We start from the raw sequence: 23,124 nt of genomic DNA on the forward strand, positions 1-23,124 counted from the left end.
CAAACCAACCAGAAAACCGCCCCGTGAAGCTTGCACGGGGCAGTTTCGCGTTTTAGGTGCTGTGGGAACACAAATTATGGCCCCCATGTCGGAACGTCTTTCCTCTCTGACAACACAACTGCTGGACGCCGCGCGCAAGGCCGGTGCCGATGCCGCCGACGCGATGGCCGTCAGCGGCACCTCGCTGTCAATCGACGTGCGCCATGGCGCGCTGGAACATGCCGAACGGTCCGAGGGCACCGATATCGGGCTGCGCGTGCTGATCGGCACCCGGCAGGCCTGCGTCTCGGCCTCGGATACCCGCGCCCAGACCATCACCGAGATGGCCGAACGCGCCGTCGCCATGGCCCGCGAGGCGCCCGAGGATGACACCGCCGGGCTGGCCGACCCCGCCGATCTGGCACGCGCCTGGGATCTGGACGCGCTGGAAATCTGCGACCACAGCCCCGAGCCCGACCCCGCCGCCTTGCAAGACGATGCCGCCCGCGCCGAGGCCGCCGCCCTTGCGGTGGATGGCATCAGCCAGGTGCAATCGGCCTCGGCCGGCTATGGCCGCCGCGCGCTGCACCTGGCGGCCAGCAACGGCTTTGCCGGCGGCTATGCCCGCAGCAACCGCGCCATGTCCGTCGTCGCCATCACCGGTACCGGCGGCCAGATGGAACGTGACTATTACGGCGAAAGCCGCATCCACCAGGCCGACCTGCCCGATGCCGAGCTGATCGGCCGCATCGCCGCCGAACGCACCATTGCCCGCGCCGGTGCCCGCAAGCCCAAGACCGGCGCCTATCCGGTGCTGTTCGACGAACGCATCGCCAGCTCGCTGATCGGGCATCTGCTGGGCGCCATCAACGGCACCGCCATCGCGCGCGGCGCGTCCTGGCTGCGCGATGCGATGGGCGAACAGGTGCTGCCCGCGCATCTGTCGCTGATCGACGATCCGCTGGCCCCGCGCCTGTCATCCAGCAAACCCTTCGACGGCGAGGGCCTGCCCACCCGCCGCCGCGCCATCGTCGAGAACGGCGTTCTGAAAAGCTGGACGCTGGATCTGGCCACAGCACGCAAGCTGGGCCTGACCAGCACCGGCAACGCCTCGCGCGGGGTCTCGGCGCCGCCGTCGCCCTCGGTGTCGAACGTGATGCTGACACCGGGCACGCACAGCCGCGACGACCTGCTGCGCGAGATGGGCACCGGGCTGCTTGTGACCTCGATGATCGGCAGCACGATCAACCCCAACACCGGCGATTATTCACGCGGCGCCAGCGGGTTCTGGGTGGAAAACGGCCAGATCACCTATCCGGTGAACGAATGCACCATCGCCGGCAACCTGCGCGACATGCTGCGCGGCATCATCCCCGCGAACGATGCCCGCACCCACCTGTCGCGCCAGGTGCCCAGCCTTTTGGTCGAGGGGCTGACGCTTGCCGGTGACTGACGACCTGACCCTTCTGATCGACGCTGCGCATGAGGCCGGGCATATCGCCGCGCGCTATTGGCGCAAGTCGCCCAAGGTCTGGCACAAGCCCGACCACCAGGGCCCCGTGACCGAGGCCGATATAGCCGTCGACACCATGCTGCGCGACACCCTGCTGGCGGCGCGCCCCGATTACGGCTGGCTGTCCGAGGAAACCGCCGACAGCCCGGAACGCCTGCGCAACCGGCGCATCTTTGTGGTCGATCCCATCGACGGCACCCGCGCCTATATGAGCGGCGACCGCACCTTTGCCCATTCGCTGGCCGTGGTCGATCAGGGCGAGGTCAAGGCCGCGGTGGTGTTCCTGCCGCTGCGCGACAAGCTCTATACCGCCAGCCTTGGCGGCGGCGCGGCGCTGAACGGCACCCCGATCGCCACCGGCACCCGCGCTGATCTGGAGGGCGCCGAGCTGTTGGTCGCCCGCCCCGCAATGGAGCCGCGTTTCTGGCAGGACCGCGCGCCCAAGGTCGGCCGCAACCTGCGCCCCTCGCTGGCCTATCGCCTGTGCCTGGTGGCCGAGGGCCGCTATGACGCCATGGTCACCATCCGCGACAGCTGGGATTGGGATATTGCCGCTGGCGCGCTGATCCTGACCGAAGCCGGCGCCGTGATCAGCGACCGCAAGGGCAACCCGCTTAGCTTCAACACCCCGCACCCGGCCTCGGGCGGGGTGGTGGCGGGCAACGCGGCCATCCATCGCCAGATCATCGACCGCCTGACCTAAGCCCCTTTCGCGGCGGCGCAGCGTGGTCTAGATTGCCCGCGAACGACCTACAGGAGAAAGAATCCATGGCGCAGCGACTGCATCTGGTGTTTGGGGGCGAGCTTGTCGACCCGACCAAGACCGTTTTCAAGGATGTCGATAATATTCACGTCGTGGGCATCTTCCCCGACTACGCCACCGCCTATGACGCCTGGAAGGCCGAAGCCCAGCGCACCGTCGATGACGCCCATACCCGCTATTTCATCGCCCACCTGCACCGCCTGCGCGACGAAGAGGCCGAAACCAGCGCCGACGCCGGCTGATCTCGGCCCATGGCGGGAATGCTGAACTGGCTGCGGACCCTGGTGCCCGGCCCTGCCCCGCAGGAGCCGGACACAACCGATCCGCAGACGCCCGACATTCCCCTCGAACGCCCGGGCGGCGGCCCGCTGATGTGGGTGCATATCGAAGCCGGCCGCCCCGCCGGCCCCGTGCGGGCGCTGATGACCGCGCTGGACGATGAATACGGCACCCTCAATTTCCTGGTCACCGGCCCAGGCAGCCGTGATGCCGATTTCACCAACCTGCCGGTGCTGCGCACCCTGGCCCCGGGCGACAGCAACACCGCTGCCCGCACCTTTCTGGATCACTGGCGGCCCGATATCGGCCTGTTCTTTACCGCCGGCATCCCCGCCACTGCCGAGGCCCAGAAACGCGGCATTCCGCTTTACCTGATCGCCGACGAGGATTCGCTGCGGATCAAGCCCGCCCGCCTGGCGCTGCGCCGGTTCGATCACATCTTTGCTTCGGGTTATGAACAGGCGGCCACCATCCTCAAGCTGGGCGCCACGCCCGAGCGGGTCGAACAGGTCGGCCTGCTGTGCGAAGGCACCGTCCCGCCCCATTGCAGCGAGATCGAGCGCGACGATTTCGTCCGCCTGCTGGCCGGGCGGCAATGCTGGCTGGCGCTGGATGTCACCGCCCGCGAAGACCATATCGTCGTCGCCGCCCACGCGGTTGCCGCGCGTCACGTGCACCGGTTGTTGCTGATCCTCGTGCCCGCCGACCCGACCCGTGGCCCCGATCTGGCCCAGACCCTTCAGGCCGAAGGCTGGCGCGTAGCGCTGCGCTCGGCCGGGCAGGAACCGCATGAAGAAACCCAGATCTATGTCGCTGATACCGCCGGCGATCAGGGCCTGTGGCTGCGGCTGTCGCCGATCACTTTCGCCGGCGGCACCCTGTCCCCCGACACCGAGCCCCCCGCCCAGCCGCAGGCGATCGCGGCGCTTGGCTCTGCGCTTTTGCACGGGCCGAAACTGGGCCGCCACGAAGCCTTCTACCGCCGCTTGGATGTCGGGCGCGCCTGTCGCACCGTTGGTGACGCCAATGCGATGGCGCGCGCGCTGGGTATCCTGCTGGCCCCCGAGAAAGCCGCCGAACTGGCCCATGCAGCCTGGGATATCTCGACCCGTGGCGCCCAGACCACCCAGCATATCGCCAGCCAGCTGATGGATCGGCTCGACACGCTGGAGGGCATCTGATGCGCGCGCCCCGGTTCTGGTTCAACCCGCCCGATCAGCCGGGCCTTGCCACCCACGCGCTGGCACCGTTGGGCGCGCTCTATGCCGGGGCCACGGCCCGCCGCCTGCGCCAGGGCGCGCCGCATCGCGCCAAGGTGCCGGTGATCTGTGTCGGCAACATCAATGCCGGCGGCACCGGCAAGACGCCCACCACCATCGCGCTGGTCATGCGCCTGATCGAACGCGGCCACACCCCGCATGTGGTCAGCCGCGGCTATGGCGGCCGCCTGGAAGGCCCCGTTCAGGTGATCGAGCGTGACCACACCGCCGATGACGTCGGTGACGAGCCACTGCTGCTGGCCGCCTTTGCCCCGACCTGGGTCGCCAAGGACCGCGCCGCCGGTGCGCGCGCGGCCGAGGCCGCCGGGGCCGATGTGATCATCTTGGATGACGGGTTTCAGAACCCCGCCGTGCACAAGGATCTGTCGATCATCGTGGTCGACGCAGCGCGCGGGTTCGGTAATGGCCGGGTCATCCCCGCCGGGCCGCTGCGCGAACCGGTGCCCACCGGCATGGCGCGCGGCGATCTGGTGCTGTCGATCGGCCCCGCCGCCGCCCAGCGCCACTTTGCCAAGACATGGGGCCATGCGGTCACGCTGCCGCATCTGACGGGCGCGCTGAAACCGCTGCCCACGGGGATGGACTGGGCCGGGCTGAACGTGCTGGCCTTTGCCGGGATCGGCCACCCGCAGAAATTCTTTGCCACGGTCGAGGCGTTGGGGGTCAACCTGTTGCGCGCGGAATCGCTGGCCGATCACCAGCCCCTGACCGAGGCCCTGATGAAACGGCTGGAGATCGAGGCCGCCGCCCTGGGCGCCCAGTTGATCACCACCGAGAAAGACGCCGTGCGCCTGCCCGACAGCTTTCGGCAAAAGGTGCTGACCGTGCCGGTGCGGCTGGAACTGGCCGACCCCGCGCCGCTGGATGCGGCGCTGGATCGGCTGTTGGCTTAAAGCGCCTCGTCGATCGCCTCTTTCAGGCCCTTGTAGGTCAGGTTGCCATGCAGCGTGCCGTTGACCACCAGCGAGGGCGTGCCCTCGATCGCATATTCCTTGCGGTTCGCCTGGTCGTGGTCATAAAGCGCTTGCGCGGTGGCGCCGTCGCTCAGGCACTGGTCCAGCTCTTCGGCGGTCAGGCCAGCGGCCAGGCCGATCTTGCGCAGGTTCTGCACGATCGCATTGCCGCTGCCATCGCCGATCCACTCGCGCTGTTTTTCATACAGCATGTCGGTGATCGCGAAATAGCGGGCCTCGCCGCCGCAGCGCGCCACCATCGCCGCCCACAGGCCGGGGCCGTCGAAATAGACCTCGCGATAGATCATCCGCACCTTGCCGGTCTCGATGTAATCGGCCTTGAGCTTGGGCATGACCTCTTCGTGGAAGGCGCGGCAATGCGGGCAGGTGAAAGAGGCATATTCGATCACCGTCACCGGCGCGTCTTCGGCGCCAATGGCGTAATCGATGATCTCGGGCGCGGCGGCCTCGGCGGCGGCCTCTTCGTTGGCCAGGGCCGACATCGGGGTCGCCATCGCGGCGACTGCGCCGGTGCCAAGGATCAGTGCGGTTCTGCGGTCCATTTACTCGGTCTCCGTTACCGTTTCTTTCGGGATAATACGTTGCGCCCCAGGTTTTCCAAGGCGGCGCGCAGGTGGTCGTCACCTACGCCCCGCGACAGGGCCTTGGCCTCGGCCAGGGCCTGCGGATCGGGGGCGGGTTTCTGTTTCGGGGCGGGGTCGAACTGGGCCTGCCCCTCGGCAAAGCCGGTGGGCGCAGTCTGGGTCAGCATGATCCGGGAAATCGCGGCATAGCCATAGCAGGCGTTCACCTTTTCGCGGATCTGTTCCTTTTGCATCTCCAGCATCGGCGCATTGGCGCCCGTGGTCAGCACCGTCAGCGTGGCGCCGAACCCGTGGCGTCCATAGCTGACCTTGACCGGACGGGCCACGCGGGCGGTGCCCTCACCGACGATCTCGGCCCAATGGGTCAACAGCCGCGTCACGGCAAAACCGCGCGCCTCGCCCGCCTGCCGCACCTGCCCGTTCAGCAGCTGCGACGCCCGTTCAAACCCGCGTTTGCGGCGCTTGGGGGGACTGTCGGTGGGGGCTTTGCTCATCACGCCTGTCAATTCCTGTCTCAGCCCCTATTCTTATGCACCGGCGCCCGGCGCGCCAATGGGTATCACGGAAAAGGGCATAAAACTTGCGTGACAAAGAGGTGAGCACCGCGCTGATGCACTGGTATGACCGCCACGCGCGCGATCTGCCCTGGCGCGTGGGGCCGCTGGCGCGCAAGGCCGGGCAGCGGCCCGACCCCTATGCCGTGTGGCTGTCCGAGGTGATGCTGCAACAAACCACCGTTGCGGCGGTGCGCGACTATTTCCACCGCTTCACCACGCGATGGCCCGATGTGGGTGCGCTGGCGGCGGCCGAGGACGCCGATGTCATGGGCGAATGGGCCGGGCTGGGATATTACGCGCGGGCGCGCAACCTGCTGAAATGCGCGCGGGTTGTGGCCCAAGACCACGGCGGCCAGTTCCCGCAGTCGCGCGAGGGCCTGCTGACCCTGCCAGGCATCGGGCCCTATACCGCCTCGGCCATTGCCGCGATCGCCTTTGACGAACCGGCCACCGTCGTTGACGGCAATGTCGAACGCGTGATGGCCCGCCTTTTCGCCGTCGAGACCCCGCTGCCCAAGGCCAAGCCAGAGCTGACCGCCCTGGCCGCCCGGCTGACCCCGCAAACCCGGCCCGGATGCCATGCCCAGGCGGTGATGGATCTGGGCGCCACGATCTGCACCCCGAAATCGCCCACCTGCGGGCTGTGCCCGCTGCGCCCGGCCTGTGCCGCCCATGCCGCCGGCATTCAGGCCGATCTGCCGCGCAAGACCCCGAAAAAGCCCAAACCCACGCGCCACGGTATTGCCTATCTGGCCCGCCGCGCCGATGGCGCCTGGCTGCTGGAGCGCCGCCCCGACAAGGGGCTGCTGGGCGGGATGCTGGGCTGGCCCGGATCGGACTGGGGCGAATCGCCCACTGACTGCCCGCCAATCACGGCGCAATGGCACGATCCCGGCGCCGAAGTGCGGCATACATTCACCCATTTCCACCTGCACCTGGCGCTGCGCGTGGCGCAGGTGCCGCTCGATTCTGCCCCTGATCGCGGGCACTTTGTCGCGCCGGGCGATTTTAGGCCCTCGGATCTGCCCACGGTGATGCGCAAGGCCTTTGACCTTGCCCGCCAGCCCGGGCAATAGTCGCGCCATGAAACCTACGCTACGCCACGCCCTACCGTTCTGGTTGTCTCTCGGACTGATCCCGATGGCCGTCATCGCCGCCATCTGGGGCAGCTGGACCGTTCTGCTGTTGCCCTTTTACGCCTGGTGGCTGACCACGTTCATCGACCTGGCCAGCGGGCTGGACCGCGAGAACCTGCCCACCGAAACCGCGCGCGCCGATCTGTTCTGGTATCGGCTGATCACGCTGATCTGGTTCCCGGTGCAGGCGGCCAGCATCTATGGGATGATCTGGTGGGTCACCCACACCGACCATCTGTCGGTGATCGAGATCATCGTGCTGTTCTTTGGCGTCGGCACAATCTCGGGCACGGTGGGCATCGTCTATTCGCACGAGCTGATGCACCAGAAGACCCGGCTGGAACGCTGGATGGCCGATCTGTTGCTGGGCTCGGTGCTGTACAGCCATTTCCGGTCAGAGCATCTTTTGGTCCACCACCGCCATGTCGGCACCCCGCGCGACGCGGTGACGGCACGCTTTGGCGAGAGCTTTTACCGGTTCATCCTGCGGGTGCTGCGCGAATGCCCCGGCTCGGCCTGGCGGGCCGAGGCGGCGATGCTGGCGCGCAAGGGCCTGCCCGCGACGCACCGGTCAAACCCGTTCTGGCGTTATGGTGCGTTGCAACTGGCGGCGCTGGCGCTGGCGGTTGTGGTCGGCGGCTGGGTCGGGCTGTTGCTGTTCGTCTGGCAGGCGATCAGCGCGATCTGGCAGCTGGAGCTGACCAACTACATCGAACATTACGGCCTGACCCGCAAACACCTGGGCGACGGCAAATACGAACATGTCCAGCCGCATCACAGCTGGAACGCCGCGCATCGCGGATCGAACTGGCTGTTGATCAACCTGCAACGCCATTCCGACCACCACTATAAACCCGACCGGCCGTTTCCGCTGTTGCAGAACCACGGCCCCGATCAGGCGCCGCAACTGCCGCTGGGCTATCCGGTGATGGGCACGATGGCGATGGTGCCGCCGCTGTGGCGCTATCGGATGGACCCGCGCGTGCGCGCCTGGCGCCGCAAGTTCTACCCCGAGATCGACGACTGGGCCCCCTACGACTGCGCCGCCACACCGCAGCCGCGCGGCGCCTGACGGGCTAAGAGACCAGCATCCAAACCGCGACCAAAGCCAGGATGACGCCGAACATCCGGTTCAGCCTTCGGGCGCTGTCCTGGGCGCGGAACAGCCGGGCGATCTTTTGGCCGATCACCGTCCACACGGAAAACGCCACCAGGTTATTCAGGGTAAACACCGTGCTGATCAGCAAAACCGCCAACAACTGCCCCGACTGGACCCCGCCCAGAAACTGGGTGAACATCAAGGCAATGATCACATAGGCCTTGGGGTTGAGGGTCAGCAGGATCACCCCATCCCAATAGCCGGCCGGCCTGGCGTGCGGATCAGCATCCACCGCCCCAGCCCTGAACAGTTTCCAGGCGATCCACAAAACATAGGCCGACCCGGCCAGTTTAAGCGCGACGAAAAGCTGGGGCAGCTGATCCATGACCACCACAAAGCCTGACCCGATCGCCACGGTGACGATCCATGTCGCGACGTGATAGCCGATGCTGGCGGGCACGGTGGCGGCAAAACCAAATCGGGCCCCCATCGCCGCAAAGAACATGTTGCCCGGTCCGGGGCTGTAGGCGAGGGGAAACAGGAAAACGATCAGGGCGGCGGCGGTCTGAAACATCTGGCATCTCCGATACTATGAGACCCCAGATCATCTGATCCCGCGTCGCGTATCGACCCGGTTCCTGCGCAAATCCACTGCACTGCGCACACGAAAAAAGCCCCGCCAGGCAGGCGGGGCAAGTTGATGCCGTGGTGTCAGGCCACAGGCACCGGCGGTAAGCCTAAATTTTCGGTAAGATCAGTGCGGGCGCTCAGCCATCTCCGACCGGATCTGCTGGCGCAGCACGTCGATGGGCACGGTTTTGCCGTCGCGCTTGAACATCCAATAGGTCCAGCCGTTGCAGCTGGGCGCGCCTTCCAGCGCGGCACCCACCTGGTGGATAGATCCCTTGACGTCTTGCGCCACCAGCGTGCCATCGGCGCGCACCTTGGCGGTTTTCCCGCGCGGAGAGGTCAGAACCTCGCCCGGACGCAGCATGCCGCGTTCGACCAGCTGGCCAAAGGGCACGCGCGGCTCGGCGCGTTTCGAGGTGCTGACCGACAGCGCCTCGCGGTCAAACTTGCGCACATTGGCGATGCGTTTCTCGGCCACCTTGCGATAGGCCTCTTCGCGCTCGATCCCGATGAAATCGCGGCCCAGCATTTTTGCCACGGCGCCGGTGGTGCCGGTGCCAAAGAACGGGTCAAGGATCACGTCGCCGGGGTTGGTGCTAGCGACCAGCACGCGGTGCAGCAGGGCTTCGGGTTTTTGCGTCGGATGGGCCTTGTCGCCGTTTTCGTCTTTCAGACGCTCATGCCCGGTGCAGATCGGCAGCACCCAGTCGCTGCGCATCTGCACGCCCTCGTTCAGGGCCTTCAGCGCCTCATAGTTGAAGGTGTATTTGCCACCCTCGGATTTCGACGCCCAGATCATGGTTTCATGGGCGTTCGTCAGGCGCTTGCCGCGGAAATTCGGCATCGGGTTCGATTTGCGCCAGACAACGTCGTTGAGAATCCAGAACCCCTGGTTCTGCAACTCGGCGCCCATGCGGAAAATGTTGTGATAGCTGCCGATCACCCAGATCGCGCCATTCGGTTTCAGAATGCGGCGCGCGGCGGTCAGCCAGTCGCGGGTGAACGTGTCATAGGCGCGGAAGCTGTCGAACTGATCCCAGTGGTCGTCAACCGCGTCGACCTTGGAATTGTCGGGGCGATGCAGGTCGCCCTTGAGCTGCAAGTTATAGGGGGGATCCGCGAAAATCAGGTCGACCGAATTCTCGGGAAGGCTGTTCATCACTTCCACGCAATCGCCGGCCACAATCTGATTGAGCGGCAACTCGGCCGCCTTCTTCGACTTGGTCATCGTCTTCATCTCTGCCTCTGGTGCCGCGCCATTTTGGCGTCGTCTTGTTACCCACAAAGATGAGTCAAAGGTGATTCGGCGTCAAATTCTTTTTTGAATCAGTCACTTACTGTTTTGGCTTGATACAAGATATTGTGCACGGGTTTGAAACAACGCCTATGGTGTGGGGTCACACCAAGATTTTGCAGCGCCTCCAGATGCGCTTTTGACCCGTATCCGGCGTTGTTTTCCCATCCATAGCCGGGATGCTGTTGCGCCAAATCCACCATCAGCCGATCGCGCACCGTTTTGGCAACAATCGACGCGGCCGCAATCGACACCGACCGCGCGTCGCCCTTGACGATGGCCTCGCCCGCGCAGGGCAGATCCTTGGGCAGGCGGTTGCCGTCAACCAACGCCAGGTCAGGCAGCTGCGGCAGCCCCGCCACCGCCCGGCACATGGCCAGATGCGCGGCCTGCAAGATGTTGATTTCGTCGATCTCTTCGACACTGGCATGGGCGACGCTGACATCGGCCACCTGCATCAGCTCGTCATACAGCGCCTCGCGCCGTTTCGCGCTTAGCGCCTTGGAATCGTTCAGCCCTTGCGGAATTCGGTCGGGCCTCAGGCGTACGGCGGCGGCCGTTACCGGCCCGGCCAGCGGCCCGCGCCCGACCTCATCCACCCCCACCACATAGCGCGCACCACGCGCCAGGGCGGTCTGCTCGAAGGTGAAATCAGGGGATGTCTTGGTCATACCCCCTGATCACCCGCCCATCCGCCGGGGGCAAGCGGAATTATCGGCTGGCGCGCACCACATAGCCCTTGTCGCGCAGGCAGCCCAGGTCATAGCCCTGATACCGATAGCGGCCATTCACATAGCTGGCCTTGCAGCTGCGCGGCATCGACGGGATGGCGCCGCGGCGGGCCAGACATTGCATCGACACAAAGCTTTCGGCGCGGCTGTGGCGCTTGCCAACCTCGAACCCGGCGCGCAGGCACGATTGCGGCACAACCTTCGACGAATGGCGGCCGCGGCGATCGTTGTCGCGCCAGCGGTCATGGCGATGGTCGCGATCCCAGCGATCATCGCGGTCATAATAGCGTTGCTGCGAGCGATCATCACTGCGCGTGATGATGGTCTGGCGATGGGGCGAATTCCGGGCGTTCTTGTTCTTGTCGTCGATGACGGCGGCAACGGCGGCGGCGCCCAGCAGCCAAAGCGCGATCTTTTCACCATCGCTGGCCGCCTGGGCCGGTGCGGCACCGACGCTAAGCGCAATCGCGGCCGCGGCAATGCCTGCAATCAGTTTGCGGGTCATGGCGTTTCCTTTCCTGTTGCCCGCGACCGGGTGTCAGCGGGCTGCCCCATGACGATGCGCCCGCCCCGGCATGCAGGCAATAACAGCCCCGCGCTATCGGATAGCCCGACCAAAATCCTTATTGTTATTGAATATCTGACGCGCCTGCCGCATCGTGGGGGCATGAAAAACCGCATGCTACCCTTGTCCGCTTTCGCGATCAGCCTGTTCCTGGCCCTGCCGGCCAGCGCGGCCTGCTATGCGGACTACAAGGCCAAGAAAGCCTCGCCCCTGCGCCTGCATTACGGCGTGATCGAACTGCCCGATGCGGCCTGCGGCAATCGCAAGGCGGCCGCGTCCGAAGTGGAAAAACGCCTGACGCGCAATGGCTGGCAGTTGCTGAATGTGATGTCACTTTTCGACCAAGGCGGGCTGGCTGAAAGGAAAGACAGTGCGGGACAGTACTTCCTCCGCTTCTGAGACACGGCGATCGGGCACGTTCGTTGTGCAGATCGGCATCGTGATTATCGTCGCGATCCTGCTGACCGCGGCCGTTCTGCTGTTCATCAACCTGCCCGATGCCAACGCGTTCAACGCGCGGGTCGAACAGATCTTTGTCGAGAATGACGACCTGACCTCGAACGCGGAAATCAAGCTGCTTGAGATCCTGGCCGAATCCGGCACCGCCTTTTCGGGGGTTCTGGCCTCATATCGCACGGTGATCTTCGTGCTGCTGGTGTTTTCCACCGCGCTGCTGATCGCGGCGCTGGTGTTTCTGGTCACCATCATCGCGCTGAACCGCCGCATGGGCGAGATCGAGCGCGCCGGCATCCAGGTCTCGTCGCTGTTGATCAGCCGCAGCGAGAACACCGTGCTGCTGAACAACATGGCCTTCAAGCTGACCGAGGCCGCGATCGAAACCCTGTCGGTGCTGGCCGAGGCCCGCATGGATGACGACGTTCTGTCAGGCGCCGAGATCGAGGCGATGATATCGGGCCGCAGCGCCGCCGATTGCGACGAGGCCGCCGGCGCCACCCGCATCAAGCGCCTGCGCGATGCCCTGGGCAATCAGATGGTCAGCGAGCTGTTGATCAAGAACATCGCCCGCAAGGGCTACATGCTGTCGATCGACAAGGATGTGATCCGCATGATCTAGGCGCGCGTGGGGGCTTTGAACAAAGACCCTACTCGCACATTAGCGTGGGCTTCTCATAGCCTATCACGGTAAAGCTATCCTGCGCGTTTTCCTTTGCATACAACGTATAAACACAACGCGAAGACCCGACATATCCGCCCGTAGTGGTGGCATACCCGGTGGTCACGTTTCCATATGTTGTTGCATTATAGGTCGTGGTCGATGGCAATACGACATTGCTATCAACCCTCCACTGAAACGCCTTCCGGCCATCAGGCATTTCCAACATGTTCATTGGCGGACCGTATTTGACAATCACTTCTGTGATATCCTTGCCCACATAGCTCTCCATAATCTGGCTTGCACAGCCAGATACAAAGAAAGCCACCGCGACGGCCACTATACGCAGGTTGTTCTTCACCATCACCTCCGATTGCATTTATTTGGAAAGACTCCAATAAGGAGATCCTGTCAACACGTCAAAGACAAGTCAAAACGACGGGAGATTTCTGTATCCGTTGGAAATGCGACTAAGCCGGTCAGCCTGAAAGCATTGGAGAATGGTGACCCCGGCAGGATTCGAACCTGCAACCTGCCCCTTAGGAGGGGGCTGCTCTATCCAGTTGAGCCACGGGGCCAGCCCATGCCTTTCTTGCCGGAATGCGCCGCCGTTGCAAGCCCGCAGCCGCTGCCGCAATTACGGGCTTGGAAAACCGACAGCTTTACCGCTAACTATTGGGAACAAGCACAAAGAATGCAGGGGCCCACATGTCACACCCGCCATCCGACCGTCCGCGCCGACCGCTAACCCTTCGGGACGTGTCCGAGGCCTCGGGCGTCAGCGAGATGACGGTCAGCCGGGTGCTGCGCAATCGCGGCGATGTCAGCCCCGCCACCCGCGAACGGGTGCAGGCGGCGGCAAAGCGTCTGGGATACGTGCCCAACAAGATCGCCGGGGCGCTGGCATCGCAGCGGGTCAACCTTGTGGCGGTGATCATCCCGTCGATGTCGAACATGGTCTTCCCCGAGGTTCTGACCGGCATCACCAAGACGCTGGAAAACGGGCCGTTGCAGCCCGTTGTGGGCATCACCCATTACCACCCCGAGGACGAGGAACGCGTTCTGTACGAGATGCTGTCCTGGCGGCCCTCGGGCGTGATCATCGCCGGGCTGGAACATACCGATGCCGCGCGCGCCATGCTGATGAACGCGGGCATTCCGATCGTCGAGATCATGGATACCGATGGCGAGCCGGTCGACAGCATGGTCGGCATCTCGCATCGCCGCGCCGGTATCGAGATGGGCCGCGCCATCGCCGCCGCCGGCTATAAACGCATCGCTTTTCTGGGCACCAAGATGCCGCTGGACCACCGCGCCCGCAAACGGTTCGAGGGGCTGACTTCGGCCCTGGCGAAACAGGGGATCGAGATCGCCGATCACGAGTTCTATTCCGGCGGTTCGGCCATGGTCAAAGGCCGCGAGATGACCGAGGCCGTGCTGAAACGCACCCCCGACATCGATTTCATCTATTACTCGAACGACATGATCGCCGCGGGCGGGCTGCTGTATTGCCTGGATAACGGCATCGACGTGCCCGGACAGGTCGGGCTTGCCGGTTTCAACGGGATCGAGCTGCTCGAGGGCCTGAACCCGCGCCTGGCTACGATGGATGCCTGCCGCCGCGAGATCGGCGCCAAGGCGGCCGAGATCATCGCCCGCTGTGTCGACGAGGGCGCCCCCAACGCGGGCGAGCGTATCGAGCTGACGCCGCGTCTGGAAATCGGCCAGACGCTGAAACGTAGCTGATACAGCTTTATTAACATTTTCGGGAAACTCCCCGCCGCCGCCACAATCGGGCAAGCGGCGATTAACACCTGAGGGCCATCCTTTTCCCTACGCAGGGGTGCGTGGAAAGGGTGGTTGTGGTGGCCTATTTCACCAACGCGGGTGCTGTCGTGGGCGGCGCCCTGGTCTTACCGTTGACGGCGGTGCGGCTCGACGCTTTGTCGGGCCAGCTGTTCCTGACTGACAATGACAGTGGCACGCGGCTGACCTTTGACCTGGCGCAGGGCGCGCTGGCGGTGCTGAATGCCACCGCCTATTACCCGCCCAACCTGGGCGAGGTCACCAGCGCCATCCTGGGCGCGCGCATCGTGCTGCTGGGCAAGGATGATCTGGCCGCCGTCACAGACCAGGCCGAAGCGGACAGTTTGCGGCTCTATTCCCGCCGAACAGGCACTGAAGCCGACCGGGTCGAGGCCTTGTCGATCACCACGCCGAACGGCACATTCGTCTACCTGGCCGATCCGAATGCCAGCGGCCTGACCTCCTATGCCAGCGCGCTGGATGGCAGCCTGACAATGCTGGTCGCAACGCCAGAGTCGCCCACCATGCCGCTGTCGGGCATCACCGCCATGGCCCGCGTCGAAACCGCCGGCGGCACCTATCTGATCGCCGCGTCCGGGCCCGATGACCGGCTGACGGTCTTTGCGGTGGATGACGACGGCGCGCTGACGCCGACCGTTGCGCTGGGGGCGTCCGATCTGTTGCCCATCAACAGCCCCGAGGCAATCGAGGTGGTCGATATCATGGGCGCGCCGCATCTGGTGGTGGCCTCGTCGGGCAGTTCCAGCCTGACGGTGCTGGCCATTGGCGATGACGGCACTCTGACCCCGGTCGACCACGTGATCGACGACCTGAGAACCCGGTTCGCCGGCGTGTCGGTGATGGAGAGCTTTGTCTATGACGGGCGCGCCTACATCCTGGCATCGGGGCGCGATGACGGGCTGTCGCTGTTCACGCTGCTGCCCAATGGCCGGCTGCTGCATCTGGAAACCGTGGTCGACAGCTATCAGACCGCCCTGTCCAACATCAGCGAAATTGCCGCCCGCGTGGTCGGTGCCGAGGTGCAGGTTTTCGTCACATCCGCCTCCGAGGCCGGCATGACCCAGTTCATGCTGACCCCCGGCCTGTCGGGTCAGATCCTGTGGGGTGGCACATCGATAAGCGGCACGGCAGGGAACGATGTATTGATCGATTCCGCCGAAACAGAGACGTTTTTCGGCGGCGCAGGCGCCGACATGTTCGTCTTTACCGCCGATGGCGCGCCAGACACGATCCTTGATTTTCAAAAAGGCGTCGACCGCATCGACCTGTCCGGGTTGGGCATGGTCTACGACATCTCGAATGTTGTGATCACACCAACCGCCACCGGCGCCACGCTGGTGGTGCATGACGAGATCCTGACCCTGATCAGCCATGACGGCCTGCCGCTGAGCGCATCGGATTTCACCTCGGCCGACCTGGTCAACCTGTCGCGCATCGCCTTTCAGGTCACCCTGCCCGACCCGCTGCCGCCGCAGCTGACACCGGTGCAGGGCACCGACAGGGCCGATGTCCTGATCGGGCAGGACATCAACGAAAGCCTGCACGGCGAAGGCGGCGGCGACCGTATCCAGGCCAATGGCGGCAATGACGAACTGTTCGGCGGGGCCGGGCCGGACAAGCTGTATGGCGATGCCGGCAACGACCTGCTGTCCGGCGGCGATGGCGACGACCTGCTGTTTGGCGGCGAGGGGCAGGACCGCCTGTATGGCGATGCCGGCATCGATATCCTGCGCGGCGACGGCGGCGACGATCTGCTCGACGGCGGCGACCACAACGACAAACTATACGGCGGCGATGGCGGCGATCAGCTGTATGGCGGGATCGGCAACGATATCCTGTATGGCGATGATGGCGACGATGTCATGTATGGCGGCGACGGGCATGACAGGATGTTCAGCGGCGAAGGCGATGACCAGGTCTTTGGAGAGGCCGGAAACGACCTGCTGATCGGCGTGGGCGGCGACGATATTCTGAACGGAGGCGCCGACAATGACCGGCTGGTCGGCGGCGACGGCAGCGACACGCTCTATGGCGATACCGGCAACGACAGGCTCTTTGGCAATGACGGCAATGATATCCTGTATGACGATACCGGTGATGACAGGCTCTTTGGCGGGAACGGCAACGACCGCATGTATGGCGACGCCGGCAACGACATACTGAACGGCCAATCGGGCGATGACATCATGTATGGCGGGGCCGACAACGACCGGCTGATCGGAGGCGACGGCAATGACCGGATGTCGGGCGGCACGGGTATCGACATCGTGATCGGCAATAATGGTGACGACATCATGTATGGCGGCGATGGCGACGACCGGCTGCTCGGAGGCGAGGGCAACGACCAGATCTGGGGCGGCGCGGGCATCGACCTGCTGATCGGTGCCAATGGTGACGACTCCATGGATGGCGGAGACGGCGATGACCGGCTGTTGGCCGGCGCGGGCAATGATCACATGATCGGCGGCGCGGGCAACGATACCCTTCTGGCCGCAATCGGCGATGACGTGCTGGATGGCGGCCTGGGCGATGACACGCTGCTGGGCCATGCCGGTGATGACATCATCGACGGTGGCGAGGGCAACGACCTGTTGAATGGTGGCACCGGCAATGACCAGATGACCGGCGGCACCGGCAATGACACGTTGCTGGCCGGCGGCGGAGATGACAATCTCGATGGCGGCGAGGGCGATGACTCTTTGGTGGGTCATGCCGGCAACGACATCATGCATGGCGGCGACGGCAACGATACCCTGAGCGGAGGCTCCGGCCATGATCTCATGACCGGCGGCGCCGGCAATGACACGCTGTGGGGTCAGTTCGGTGACGACATGATCGACGGCGGCGAAGGTGACGACACCCTGCTGGGCCATGGCGGCAACGACACAATGCATGGCGGCGGCGGCAACGATACCCTGAACGGAGGGTACGGCCACGATCTGATGACCGGCGGCACGGGGAATGACACGTTGCTGGCCGGAGATGGTCACGACACGCTTTATGGCGACGACGGCAACGACCTGCTGGACGGCGGCGGTGGCAACGATCTGCTTGTCGGGGGCGCCGGGGCCGACACCTATATCGGCGGGGCCGGAATAGACACTGTTTCATTCGAACATTGCCTTGCCGGCGTGACCATCAACGTGCCCGACGGGGCCGCCGGCACGGGCGAGGCACAGGGCGACAGCTATGCGCAGGTCGAGATATTTATCGCCACCAATCACGACGACCAGCTGCATGGCGACAAGTATAACGAAACCCTGATCGGCCTGGATGGCGATGACCTGATCATCGGCGGCCAGGGCAACGACACCCTTATCGGCGGGCGCGGCGACGACACGCTATGGGGGGGCGAGGGCAAGGATATCCTGTCAGGTGGCGAAGGCGCCGATGCCTTCTACTTTGACTTCATGAACCTGACGCAGCTTGATGTGATCAAGGATTTCGAGGTCGGAATCGACACGATCCACCTGGATGCCGATCCGCTGTATCCCGGCTATGACCTGTCGGAAAAACTGCTTTCAGGCCAGCTTTCGACGCTGATCAAATGCGGCTACCAGACTATCATCGTCGAAGGCGTGGCCCTGGCCGATTTTTCGACCGACGACATTTTCCTGTTCTAGTAGTCGCGCTCGTAGAACACGCCCAGGCTGGTATCACCCTCGTTTGTGACCCCGCCGCGGACGGTGATGTCGCGGGTGATATCCAGGTTAAGGTTGATCTCGGCCTGGCCTTCGCTATCGACCACCACGTCGGAATAAAGGTTGTCTGACAGATACTTACCAACGCGCAGCTCGGTGGTTCCCTCGGTGGTCGAGGTCACGTCAAGATCGTCCAGCCCAAAGTTGCGCCGCAGCTTGTCGATCACGCCGCCATCGCTGCGGCCGGTCAGAACCGACACGGCGCTGGCCAGTTGCAACGCCTGCAAGGCGCTAAGGTTGGTGACGCTGCCCCCGAAAAGCAACCGCGCCAGGATCTCGTCTTCGGGCAGCTGGGGCGCAGACAGGAAACTGATCTGCGGCGCACTCACCAGCCCCTCGGTGACGATCTCGATATCGGTGCCATCCTCGGCACGGGCCTGCGCCACCAGACGCAGATAGGGGTCAAACGACCCCTGCAGCCGGATCAGACCCTCGGCAAGCTCCAGCCGACGGCCCAGAATATCCAGCCGCCCGCGGATCAGCTCGAACCGGCCCACGGGCACCACATCGGCCGTCGTGCCGGTCAGCTGCAACCGCCCGCCCAGCTCGGCCTCTAGCCCGCGGCCACGCAGGAAAATCTGGTTCGGCGCGTTGATCACCACATCCAGCCCATAGGCCGGGCCGCCCGAGCGATCGGTCGAATTCGTCTCTATTCCGGCCCGATTGCGCGTCGCGCGCACATCTGCCTCATCGTTGACATGGCTCAGCCCGTCCGGGATCGACCCACCCGACCCGATATGGCCCGAAGGCACCCTCAGCTCGGTCGGATCAAGATTGATCTGGCCCGCGATCAGCGCGCCGCCCGCCAGAGGGCCGGCCACCGACAAGGCACCGCTGATCCGGGTCTGATACAGTTCCGGATCACGCAAAATCAGCCGGTTCAGAGACAGATTCAGGTTCGCATCATAGGGCGCGGCCAGGTTGATCGGGCCGGTCAGCTCTAGCCGCCCGCCGGTCAGCAAGCGCCCGCTGCCTGTCACCTGTGCCTGCCCCCCGGCCAGCGCCAGCCGCATCTCAAGGTCGGTCAGTGCCTCGCCCAACAGCGGCGCCGACAGCCGCGCGCCGCTGGCGCTAATCTGGCCCGACAGCGCCGCCAAACCGGGCGCACCAGCCATCTTGAGGTCAAACTCCGCCACACCTTGCAGGTTGCGCGGCGCGATGAACCCGTTCGCCAGGCCCAGGGGCACCGCCCCGTCGATATCAAGATCGACCAGCGGCGCCTGCCCCTCGCGCGGATCAATCGTGCCGACCACCTGCGCGCGGGCGCCGGCGGCGTCGATGTCAAACTGATCCAGAACCACCGGCGTGCCTTCGACCCAATGGGCGCGCGCAGTCACGCTGCCCGGCCCCGTCACGCCATCGGCCAGCGGTGCGATGTTGCTCAGCCGGGCATCCAGCGCGCCCTGCCCGCGCTCGGACGACAGCTGGCCCGAGGCCTCGATCGTGGCGGTGGCGCTGGTGACTTTCAGCGTATCCAGCGTGGCGCCGGTCTCGTCGCGCCGGGCCACGATCCGGGCCTCGGCCGCGCCTTGCAGATAGGGATCAAGCTGCGCGATTCCGACCGACAGATCCTGGGTCTGGGCGTTCAGAGTGATATCGAACATCCCACCCAACGGGGCGTAATCACCGCGCAGATCCAGCTGCCCGGCCCCCTTCAAGGGCCGCTGCGCAACCCCCGAGAACCGGGAGAAATCGTCACTAACAACGCCCAATTCGCCCGACATGGTAAAGGCATCGGCCAGCCCCCGCAGCTGGCCCTCCGCGATCAGTTGCGTGCCGCCCGAACGCAGCCGCGCCTGCGACACCTGTACCGGGCTGCCTTGCACCCAGCCAATACGCGCCGCCGCATCCAGCGCTTTGCCGATGGCGCGGGCCAGAGCCGGGTCATCATGGGCCAGATCGCTGGCGCGCAGGGTCAGATCGGCGCTGATGCCCTGACGGCCATCGGCCAGAATGCGCCCTTCGCCCGCCAGCGCGGCCCGGCCAACAGCCAGCCCGCCCCGCGCCAATCCACGCAGGCTGCCATGCGCCACCCAGCGATCGCCGCGATCGGCGTCGAATTGCACCGCCAGCGCCGCGGCCTCGATCGTGGTTTCGGGCCCCGCAAGCGGCAAGACGACCGGCCCGGTCCCGGCAATGCGCCCGGTCACGTCGATGTGGCGCGGCAGGCCGCCGGGCAACAGCGTCAGGCTACCGATCAGGTCGATCTGATCGGCCTGAAGCCCGAATTCGCCAATCTCTGTCGCGCCATCCGCCAAGCGTTTTCCGCTGAAATAGAGCCGCATTCCCGACCCGAAAAACGCCCGCATCTGCGGCGCGAACAGGGGCGCGATATCGCCCGACAGATCGCCGCTGAACAGCCTTTCGGGCGTGGTATCATCATCGGCGGGCGCATCTTGCAGACGCACAAAACCGCCAAGGCGGGGCTGTTGATCAGACGACAACGCGATCGTCGCGGTGAAATCCGACAGCGGCGCATCACCCTGAACCGTCAGCCCCAGCGCGGGCTGCCCCGGCAGGCGCAGCAGGTTGCCAACGATGCCGCCCTGGTCTTCGCGCAGGGCCAGATCAATGCGCAGATGGCGGGTGAGGTTGGCATAGTCGACATCCAGCCCAAGGGTATCGGTGCGTTCGTCGATCCGCTGGGCGGTCAGCTTGGCCGCACCTTCGCCATTGGCCAGGCTCATGCTGCCGCTCAGCGCGAACTCGGCCGGCTGACCCAGCACCGGCGCGCCCAGCACCACCTTATCGGCGCCCAGCGTGCCGATCTGCACCGAAACCGGCAATTCCGGCAGGGCAAACCCGCTGGCATTCGCATCATCGGGGGTGATCTCGGATTTCGGCAGACGCGGCAGCAGGATTTCCTCGGCGGTCAGGGTGTTGACCTCGACGCGCCCCGACAACAGCGCGGCGCGCGACCAATCCAGTGTCACCCCGCGCAGCGTCAGCCACACGCCGTCACCATCGGCAATGGTCAGCTCGCGCAGCGTCGCGGTCGAAGACAGCGCGCCCTGAAACCCGACGATAGTGACCGCCCGCCCGGCATCGGACAGTTTTTCTTCCAGAAAGCTCTCAAGCGCGCTGCCGTCATCCTGCTGCGGCTGGGCCGGCAGGGGCAGCATCATCAACAGGGCGGCGAAAACGATCTTGCGCATCAAAAGGCCTGCCCGATCCCGACATAGAATTGCATGCCGTCGCTTGTGCTGCCCGAAACGGGCACGGCCACGTCCAGGCGGATCGGGCCGATGCCGGTATTATAGCGCAGCCCCAGCCCGGCACCCGAATGCCAGTCGCCATCGCCGCCCAGCGCCTTGCGCCCGACAAAGCCCGCATCGGCAAAGCCGACAACGCCCCAATCGTCGGTGACGTCATAGCGCAGCTCGGTCGAGAGACCCAGGAATGAGCGCCCGCCGGTGGAATCGCCGCCGCCCAGATCGACACCCAGCGATTGATAGGGCTGCCCGCGCACGGTGCCTCCGCCGCCCGAATAGAACAGCATCTCGGGCGGAATTTCCGACAGGCCCACCCCAAGGGCCGAGCCCAGCTGCACCCGCGCGGCGGCGGTCAGACGCTCATCGGCACCAAAGCTTTCATAGGCCCGCCCGTCGATATAGAACCGCGCGCCCGAGGCGCTGCCGCGCAGACCCAGAAAGGGCGTGGCCTCGGCATTGATGAAAAACCCGTCATCGGCGTTCAGCGTGCTGTTGCGACGTTCCCAGGTGGCGACGACCGGAAACAGCAGCAGGTCGAAGTTGCGCGCGCCCAGATCATCCCAAACCTCGGAATGGCGCAGGCCGACCCCGACGCCCCATTCCAGGTTCTCGATATGGTGAAAGCGTAGCGCCGCCTCGGCGGTCAACTTTTCCTCGATGTAATCGGGCTCGTCCAGCCGCTGGGCCGCGATGGCAAAGCGCAGGCTGGTATCGGGGCCAAAGGCGGCGGGGCGGGTCAGGCTGGCGCCCAGCAGGTAATCCTCGCCGCCCGATTGCCCGCCGATACCGCCGATCTCGGCGTCAAAGCGCAGCCGCTCGGCCCCGCCGAAAAAGTTGCGATGCATCCAGTGCGCCGACAGGCCGACGCCCTCTTGCGACGATATCTCGGCCCCGACACCGATACGGCGCGGGCGCTCGTCGGTGACGGTCAGGCCAATATCCATGCTGCCATCGGGGTTGATCTGGTCAGATTCCGTCAGCACCACCGACCGGAACGCCCCGGTGCGGCGCAGGCGGTTGGCAACACGGTCCAGTTCGTGCGGGTCAAAGATCGTGCCGACCGGCAGGCCGGCAATGCGATGCAACCGGTCATCGCGCACACGGCTTTCCCCGTGCAGGACCAGATCGCCAAACTGCACACGCGGACCGGGGGCGAGGGTCAGATCGGCCGCCAGGGTCGCCTTGCGGTGATCGGCCAACAGCCTCTGCCCCGCCAGCGCGGCCTTGGCGTGACCGGCACTGCGCCAGCCATCAACCCCCGCCACGGCGGCAGCCTTGATTACGTCGGCCTCGGCCGGCTGCCCGGCGGCAAACCCCTCGGGCAGGTCTACCCGTTTGGGCAAGGGGGCCATCTCGGCGCGCGAAAACACGAAACGCTGGCCCGGATCGACGGTTATGACGATCTCGCGCACCTTGTGCGGCCCGTCAAAGGGCGGCAGGGCGGCGGCCTCGGCCCCGTCGATGCGAATATGGATCACCGGCCCGTAATAGGCCCGGCCATACAGCACCCCCACCAGCCGCGCGTAATCGGCCCGCGCGGCGGCGATCAGATCCTGGGTGGTGCTGGCGGCATCGGCATTGGCGGAAAAGGTCAGCGAAGCGGCGCGCAGCTCTTCGTGCAGGCCTTCGGGCGCCTCGCCGGTCAGCTTCAGGCTCAGCTCGGCCGCTTGGGCGCCAGACACGCCCAACATCACGGCCAGAAAGAGAGTAGATAACCGCATACGCCCGCACCCAGATGCACCCAGCCATGCCTAGCACCGTTCGAAACCGCCTGCCAGCACGCGGTTGTCACGATCGCATCAGACGCGGGAAATCGCTTGGGGGCGGGGTGAAAGGCGGCTTGCCAATCAACGGGCCGCATCGAATACTTGCCCGAAAGCCGACCA

General features: G+C 65.2%; 20 protein-coding genes and 1 tRNA gene. 11 read left to right on the plus strand and 10 right to left on the minus strand.

All coding sequences use genetic code 11. From position 1 onward, the window contains the following. Positions 1–85: 85 nt before the first annotated feature. The 5 genes from OE856_RS08050 to lpxK all read left to right on the plus strand — a co-directional run bounded on the left by OE856_RS08050 (position 86) and on the right by lpxK (position 4,707). Positions 86–1,432, plus strand: coding sequence for a TldD/PmbA family protein (locus tag OE856_RS08050; protein ID WP_263715748.1), 1,347 nt, complete (start codon positions 86–88; stop codon positions 1,430–1,432). After that, on the plus strand, positions 1,425–2,195 hold the full coding sequence (locus tag OE856_RS08055; RefSeq protein ID WP_318527633.1) for a 3'(2'),5'-bisphosphate nucleotidase CysQ: 771 nt from the start codon (positions 1,425–1,427) through the stop codon (positions 2,193–2,195). Before OE856_RS08050 ends, OE856_RS08055 begins: the two co-directional genes overlap by 8 nt. 65 nt (positions 2,196–2,260) lie before the next feature. After that, a complete protein-coding gene (locus OE856_RS08060; protein ID WP_263715570.1) occupies positions 2,261–2,497 on the plus strand; it encodes a DUF4170 domain-containing protein in 237 nt (78 codons plus the stop codon). A 9-nt stretch (positions 2,498–2,506) separates the two neighbouring features. Continuing rightward, on the plus strand, positions 2,507–3,715 hold the full coding sequence (locus tag OE856_RS08065) for a 3-deoxy-D-manno-octulosonic acid transferase (RefSeq protein WP_263715571.1): 1,209 nt from the start codon (positions 2,507–2,509) through the stop codon (positions 3,713–3,715). Further along, positions 3,715–4,707 (plus strand): tetraacyldisaccharide 4'-kinase, encoded by a 993-nt coding sequence (gene lpxK / locus OE856_RS08070; protein WP_263715572.1) that lies wholly within the window; start codon positions 3,715–3,717, stop codon positions 4,705–4,707. The genes OE856_RS08065 and lpxK overlap by 1 nt, the downstream gene beginning before the upstream one ends. Here the strand turns inward: lpxK and OE856_RS08075 are convergent. Both OE856_RS08075 and OE856_RS08080 read right to left on the minus strand, forming a co-directional pair. Next, on the minus strand, positions 4,704–5,330 hold the full coding sequence (locus tag OE856_RS08075) for a DsbA family protein (RefSeq protein ID WP_263715573.1): 627 nt from the start codon (positions 5,328–5,330) through the stop codon (positions 4,704–4,706). The genes lpxK and OE856_RS08075 overlap by 4 nt on opposite strands. A gap of 14 nt (positions 5,331–5,344) precedes the next feature. Next, positions 5,345–5,866: a DUF721 domain-containing protein gene (locus OE856_RS08080; protein ID WP_263715574.1), complete on the minus strand. Its 522-nt coding sequence runs from the start codon at positions 5,864–5,866 to the stop codon at positions 5,345–5,347. Positions 5,867–5,982: 116 nt separating this feature from the next. Here OE856_RS08080 and mutY point away from each other — a divergent pair, with 116 nt between their 5' ends. Beyond that, positions 5,983–7,005, plus strand: coding sequence for an A/G-specific adenine glycosylase (mutY, locus tag OE856_RS08085; protein WP_263715749.1), 1,023 nt, complete (start codon positions 5,983–5,985; stop codon positions 7,003–7,005). A gap of 7 nt (positions 7,006–7,012) precedes the next feature. Beyond that, positions 7,013–8,137, plus strand: a complete 1,125-nt coding sequence (locus OE856_RS08090; protein WP_263715575.1) for an alkane 1-monooxygenase — start codon at positions 7,013–7,015, stop codon at positions 8,135–8,137. Between the two features lie 4 nt (positions 8,138–8,141). On the opposite strand, the gene OE856_RS08095 is transcribed toward OE856_RS08090, so the two are convergent. From OE856_RS08095 to OE856_RS08110, 4 genes are all read right to left on the minus strand, one after another. Continuing rightward, complete coding sequence (locus tag OE856_RS08095; protein WP_263715576.1) at positions 8,142–8,738, minus strand: LysE family translocator; 597 nt, start codon at positions 8,736–8,738, stop codon at positions 8,142–8,144. A 180-nt stretch (positions 8,739–8,918) separates the two neighbouring features. Beyond that, positions 8,919–10,031, minus strand: coding sequence for a site-specific DNA-methyltransferase (locus OE856_RS08100; protein ID WP_263715577.1), 1,113 nt, complete (start codon positions 10,029–10,031; stop codon positions 8,919–8,921). Positions 10,032–10,120: 89 nt separating this feature from the next. After that, a complete protein-coding gene (locus OE856_RS08105; RefSeq protein ID WP_263715578.1) occupies positions 10,121–10,759 on the minus strand; it encodes a ribonuclease HII in 639 nt (212 codons plus the stop codon). Between the two features lie 40 nt (positions 10,760–10,799). Then, a complete protein-coding gene (locus OE856_RS08110; protein ID WP_263715579.1) occupies positions 10,800–11,324 on the minus strand; it encodes a hypothetical protein in 525 nt (174 codons plus the stop codon). Positions 11,325–11,372: 48 nt separating this feature from the next. On the opposite strand from OE856_RS08110, the gene OE856_RS08115 reads away from it, so the two are divergent. Both OE856_RS08115 and OE856_RS08120 read left to right on the plus strand, forming a co-directional pair. After that, positions 11,373–11,783 carry a hypothetical protein gene (locus OE856_RS08115; protein WP_412174873.1) on the plus strand — a complete coding sequence of 137 codons (411 nt, stop codon included), beginning with the start codon at positions 11,373–11,375 and terminating at the stop codon, positions 11,781–11,783. Beyond that, positions 11,755–12,459, plus strand: a complete 705-nt coding sequence (locus OE856_RS08120) for a winged helix-turn-helix domain-containing protein (RefSeq protein WP_263715580.1) — start codon at positions 11,755–11,757, stop codon at positions 12,457–12,459. The genes OE856_RS08115 and OE856_RS08120 overlap by 29 nt, the downstream gene beginning before the upstream one ends. Positions 12,460–12,487: 28 nt before the next feature. Here the strand turns inward: OE856_RS08120 and OE856_RS08125 are convergent, their stop codons facing one another. Further along, positions 12,488–12,859 carry a hypothetical protein gene (locus OE856_RS08125; protein WP_263715581.1) on the minus strand — a complete coding sequence of 124 codons (372 nt, stop codon included), beginning with the start codon at positions 12,857–12,859 and terminating at the stop codon, positions 12,488–12,490. A 140-nt stretch (positions 12,860–12,999) separates the two neighbouring features. Further along, positions 13,000–13,076: transfer RNA gene (locus tag OE856_RS08130), tRNA-Arg, on the minus strand. A gap of 130 nt (positions 13,077–13,206) precedes the next feature. Here OE856_RS08130 and OE856_RS08135 point away from each other — a divergent pair. Next, entirely contained in the window at positions 13,207–14,244 is a 1,038-nt protein-coding gene (locus OE856_RS08135) for a LacI family DNA-binding transcriptional regulator (protein ID WP_263715582.1), read from the plus strand. 101 nt (positions 14,245–14,345) lie between these two features. Further along, a complete protein-coding gene (locus tag OE856_RS13720) occupies positions 14,346–17,948 on the plus strand; it encodes a calcium-binding protein (protein WP_318527631.1) in 3,603 nt (1,200 codons plus the stop codon). Here the strand turns inward: OE856_RS13720 and OE856_RS08155 are convergent. Further along, on the minus strand, positions 17,945–21,181 hold the full coding sequence (locus tag OE856_RS08155; RefSeq protein WP_263715583.1) for a translocation/assembly module TamB domain-containing protein: 3,237 nt from the start codon (positions 21,179–21,181) through the stop codon (positions 17,945–17,947). The two genes, OE856_RS13720 and OE856_RS08155, sit on opposite strands and share 4 nt — an antisense overlap. Further along, positions 21,181–22,959 (minus strand): autotransporter assembly complex protein TamA, encoded by a 1,779-nt coding sequence (locus OE856_RS08160; protein WP_263715584.1) that lies wholly within the window; start codon positions 22,957–22,959, stop codon positions 21,181–21,183. The genes OE856_RS08155 and OE856_RS08160 overlap by 1 nt, the downstream gene beginning before the upstream one ends. Positions 22,960–23,124 lie beyond the last annotated feature (165 nt).

Source organism: Actibacterium sp. XHP0104, assembly GCF_025751515.1.
GTDB lineage: Bacteria > Pseudomonadota > Alphaproteobacteria > Rhodobacterales > Rhodobacteraceae > Actibacterium_D.

Coding starts and splice junctions, on each gene's coding strand:
- OE856_RS08105 (WP_263715578.1), bottom strand. CDS start 10,759: ATGACCAAGACATCCCCTGATTTCACCTTCGAGCAGACCGCCCTGGCG.
- OE856_RS08135 (WP_263715582.1), top strand. CDS start 13,207: ATGTCACACCCGCCATCCGACCGTCCGCGCCGACCGCTAACCCTTCGG.
- OE856_RS08115 (WP_412174873.1), top strand. CDS start 11,373: ATGACGATGCGCCCGCCCCGGCATGCAGGCAATAACAGCCCCGCGCTA.
- mutY (WP_263715749.1), top strand. CDS start 5,983: ATGCACTGGTATGACCGCCACGCGCGCGATCTGCCCTGGCGCGTGGGG.
- OE856_RS08160 (WP_263715584.1), bottom strand. CDS start 22,959: ATGCGGTTATCTACTCTCTTTCTGGCCGTGATGTTGGGCGTGTCTGGC.
- OE856_RS08110 (WP_263715579.1), bottom strand. CDS start 11,324: ATGACCCGCAAACTGATTGCAGGCATTGCCGCGGCCGCGATTGCGCTT.
- OE856_RS08065 (WP_263715571.1), top strand. CDS start 2,507: ATGGCGGGAATGCTGAACTGGCTGCGGACCCTGGTGCCCGGCCCTGCC.
- OE856_RS08080 (WP_263715574.1), bottom strand. CDS start 5,866: ATGAGCAAAGCCCCCACCGACAGTCCCCCCAAGCGCCGCAAACGCGGG.
- OE856_RS08050 (WP_263715748.1), top strand. CDS start 86: ATGTCGGAACGTCTTTCCTCTCTGACAACACAACTGCTGGACGCCGCG.
- OE856_RS08090 (WP_263715575.1), top strand. CDS start 7,013: ATGAAACCTACGCTACGCCACGCCCTACCGTTCTGGTTGTCTCTCGGA.
- OE856_RS08060 (WP_263715570.1), top strand. CDS start 2,261: ATGGCGCAGCGACTGCATCTGGTGTTTGGGGGCGAGCTTGTCGACCCG.
- OE856_RS08075 (WP_263715573.1), bottom strand. CDS start 5,330: ATGGACCGCAGAACCGCACTGATCCTTGGCACCGGCGCAGTCGCCGCG.
- OE856_RS08100 (WP_263715577.1), bottom strand. CDS start 10,031: ATGAAGACGATGACCAAGTCGAAGAAGGCGGCCGAGTTGCCGCTCAAT.
- OE856_RS08155 (WP_263715583.1), bottom strand. CDS start 21,181: ATGCGCAAGATCGTTTTCGCCGCCCTGTTGATGATGCTGCCCCTGCCG.
- lpxK (WP_263715572.1), top strand. CDS start 3,715: ATGCGCGCGCCCCGGTTCTGGTTCAACCCGCCCGATCAGCCGGGCCTT.
- OE856_RS08095 (WP_263715576.1), bottom strand. CDS start 8,738: ATGTTTCAGACCGCCGCCGCCCTGATCGTTTTCCTGTTTCCCCTCGCC.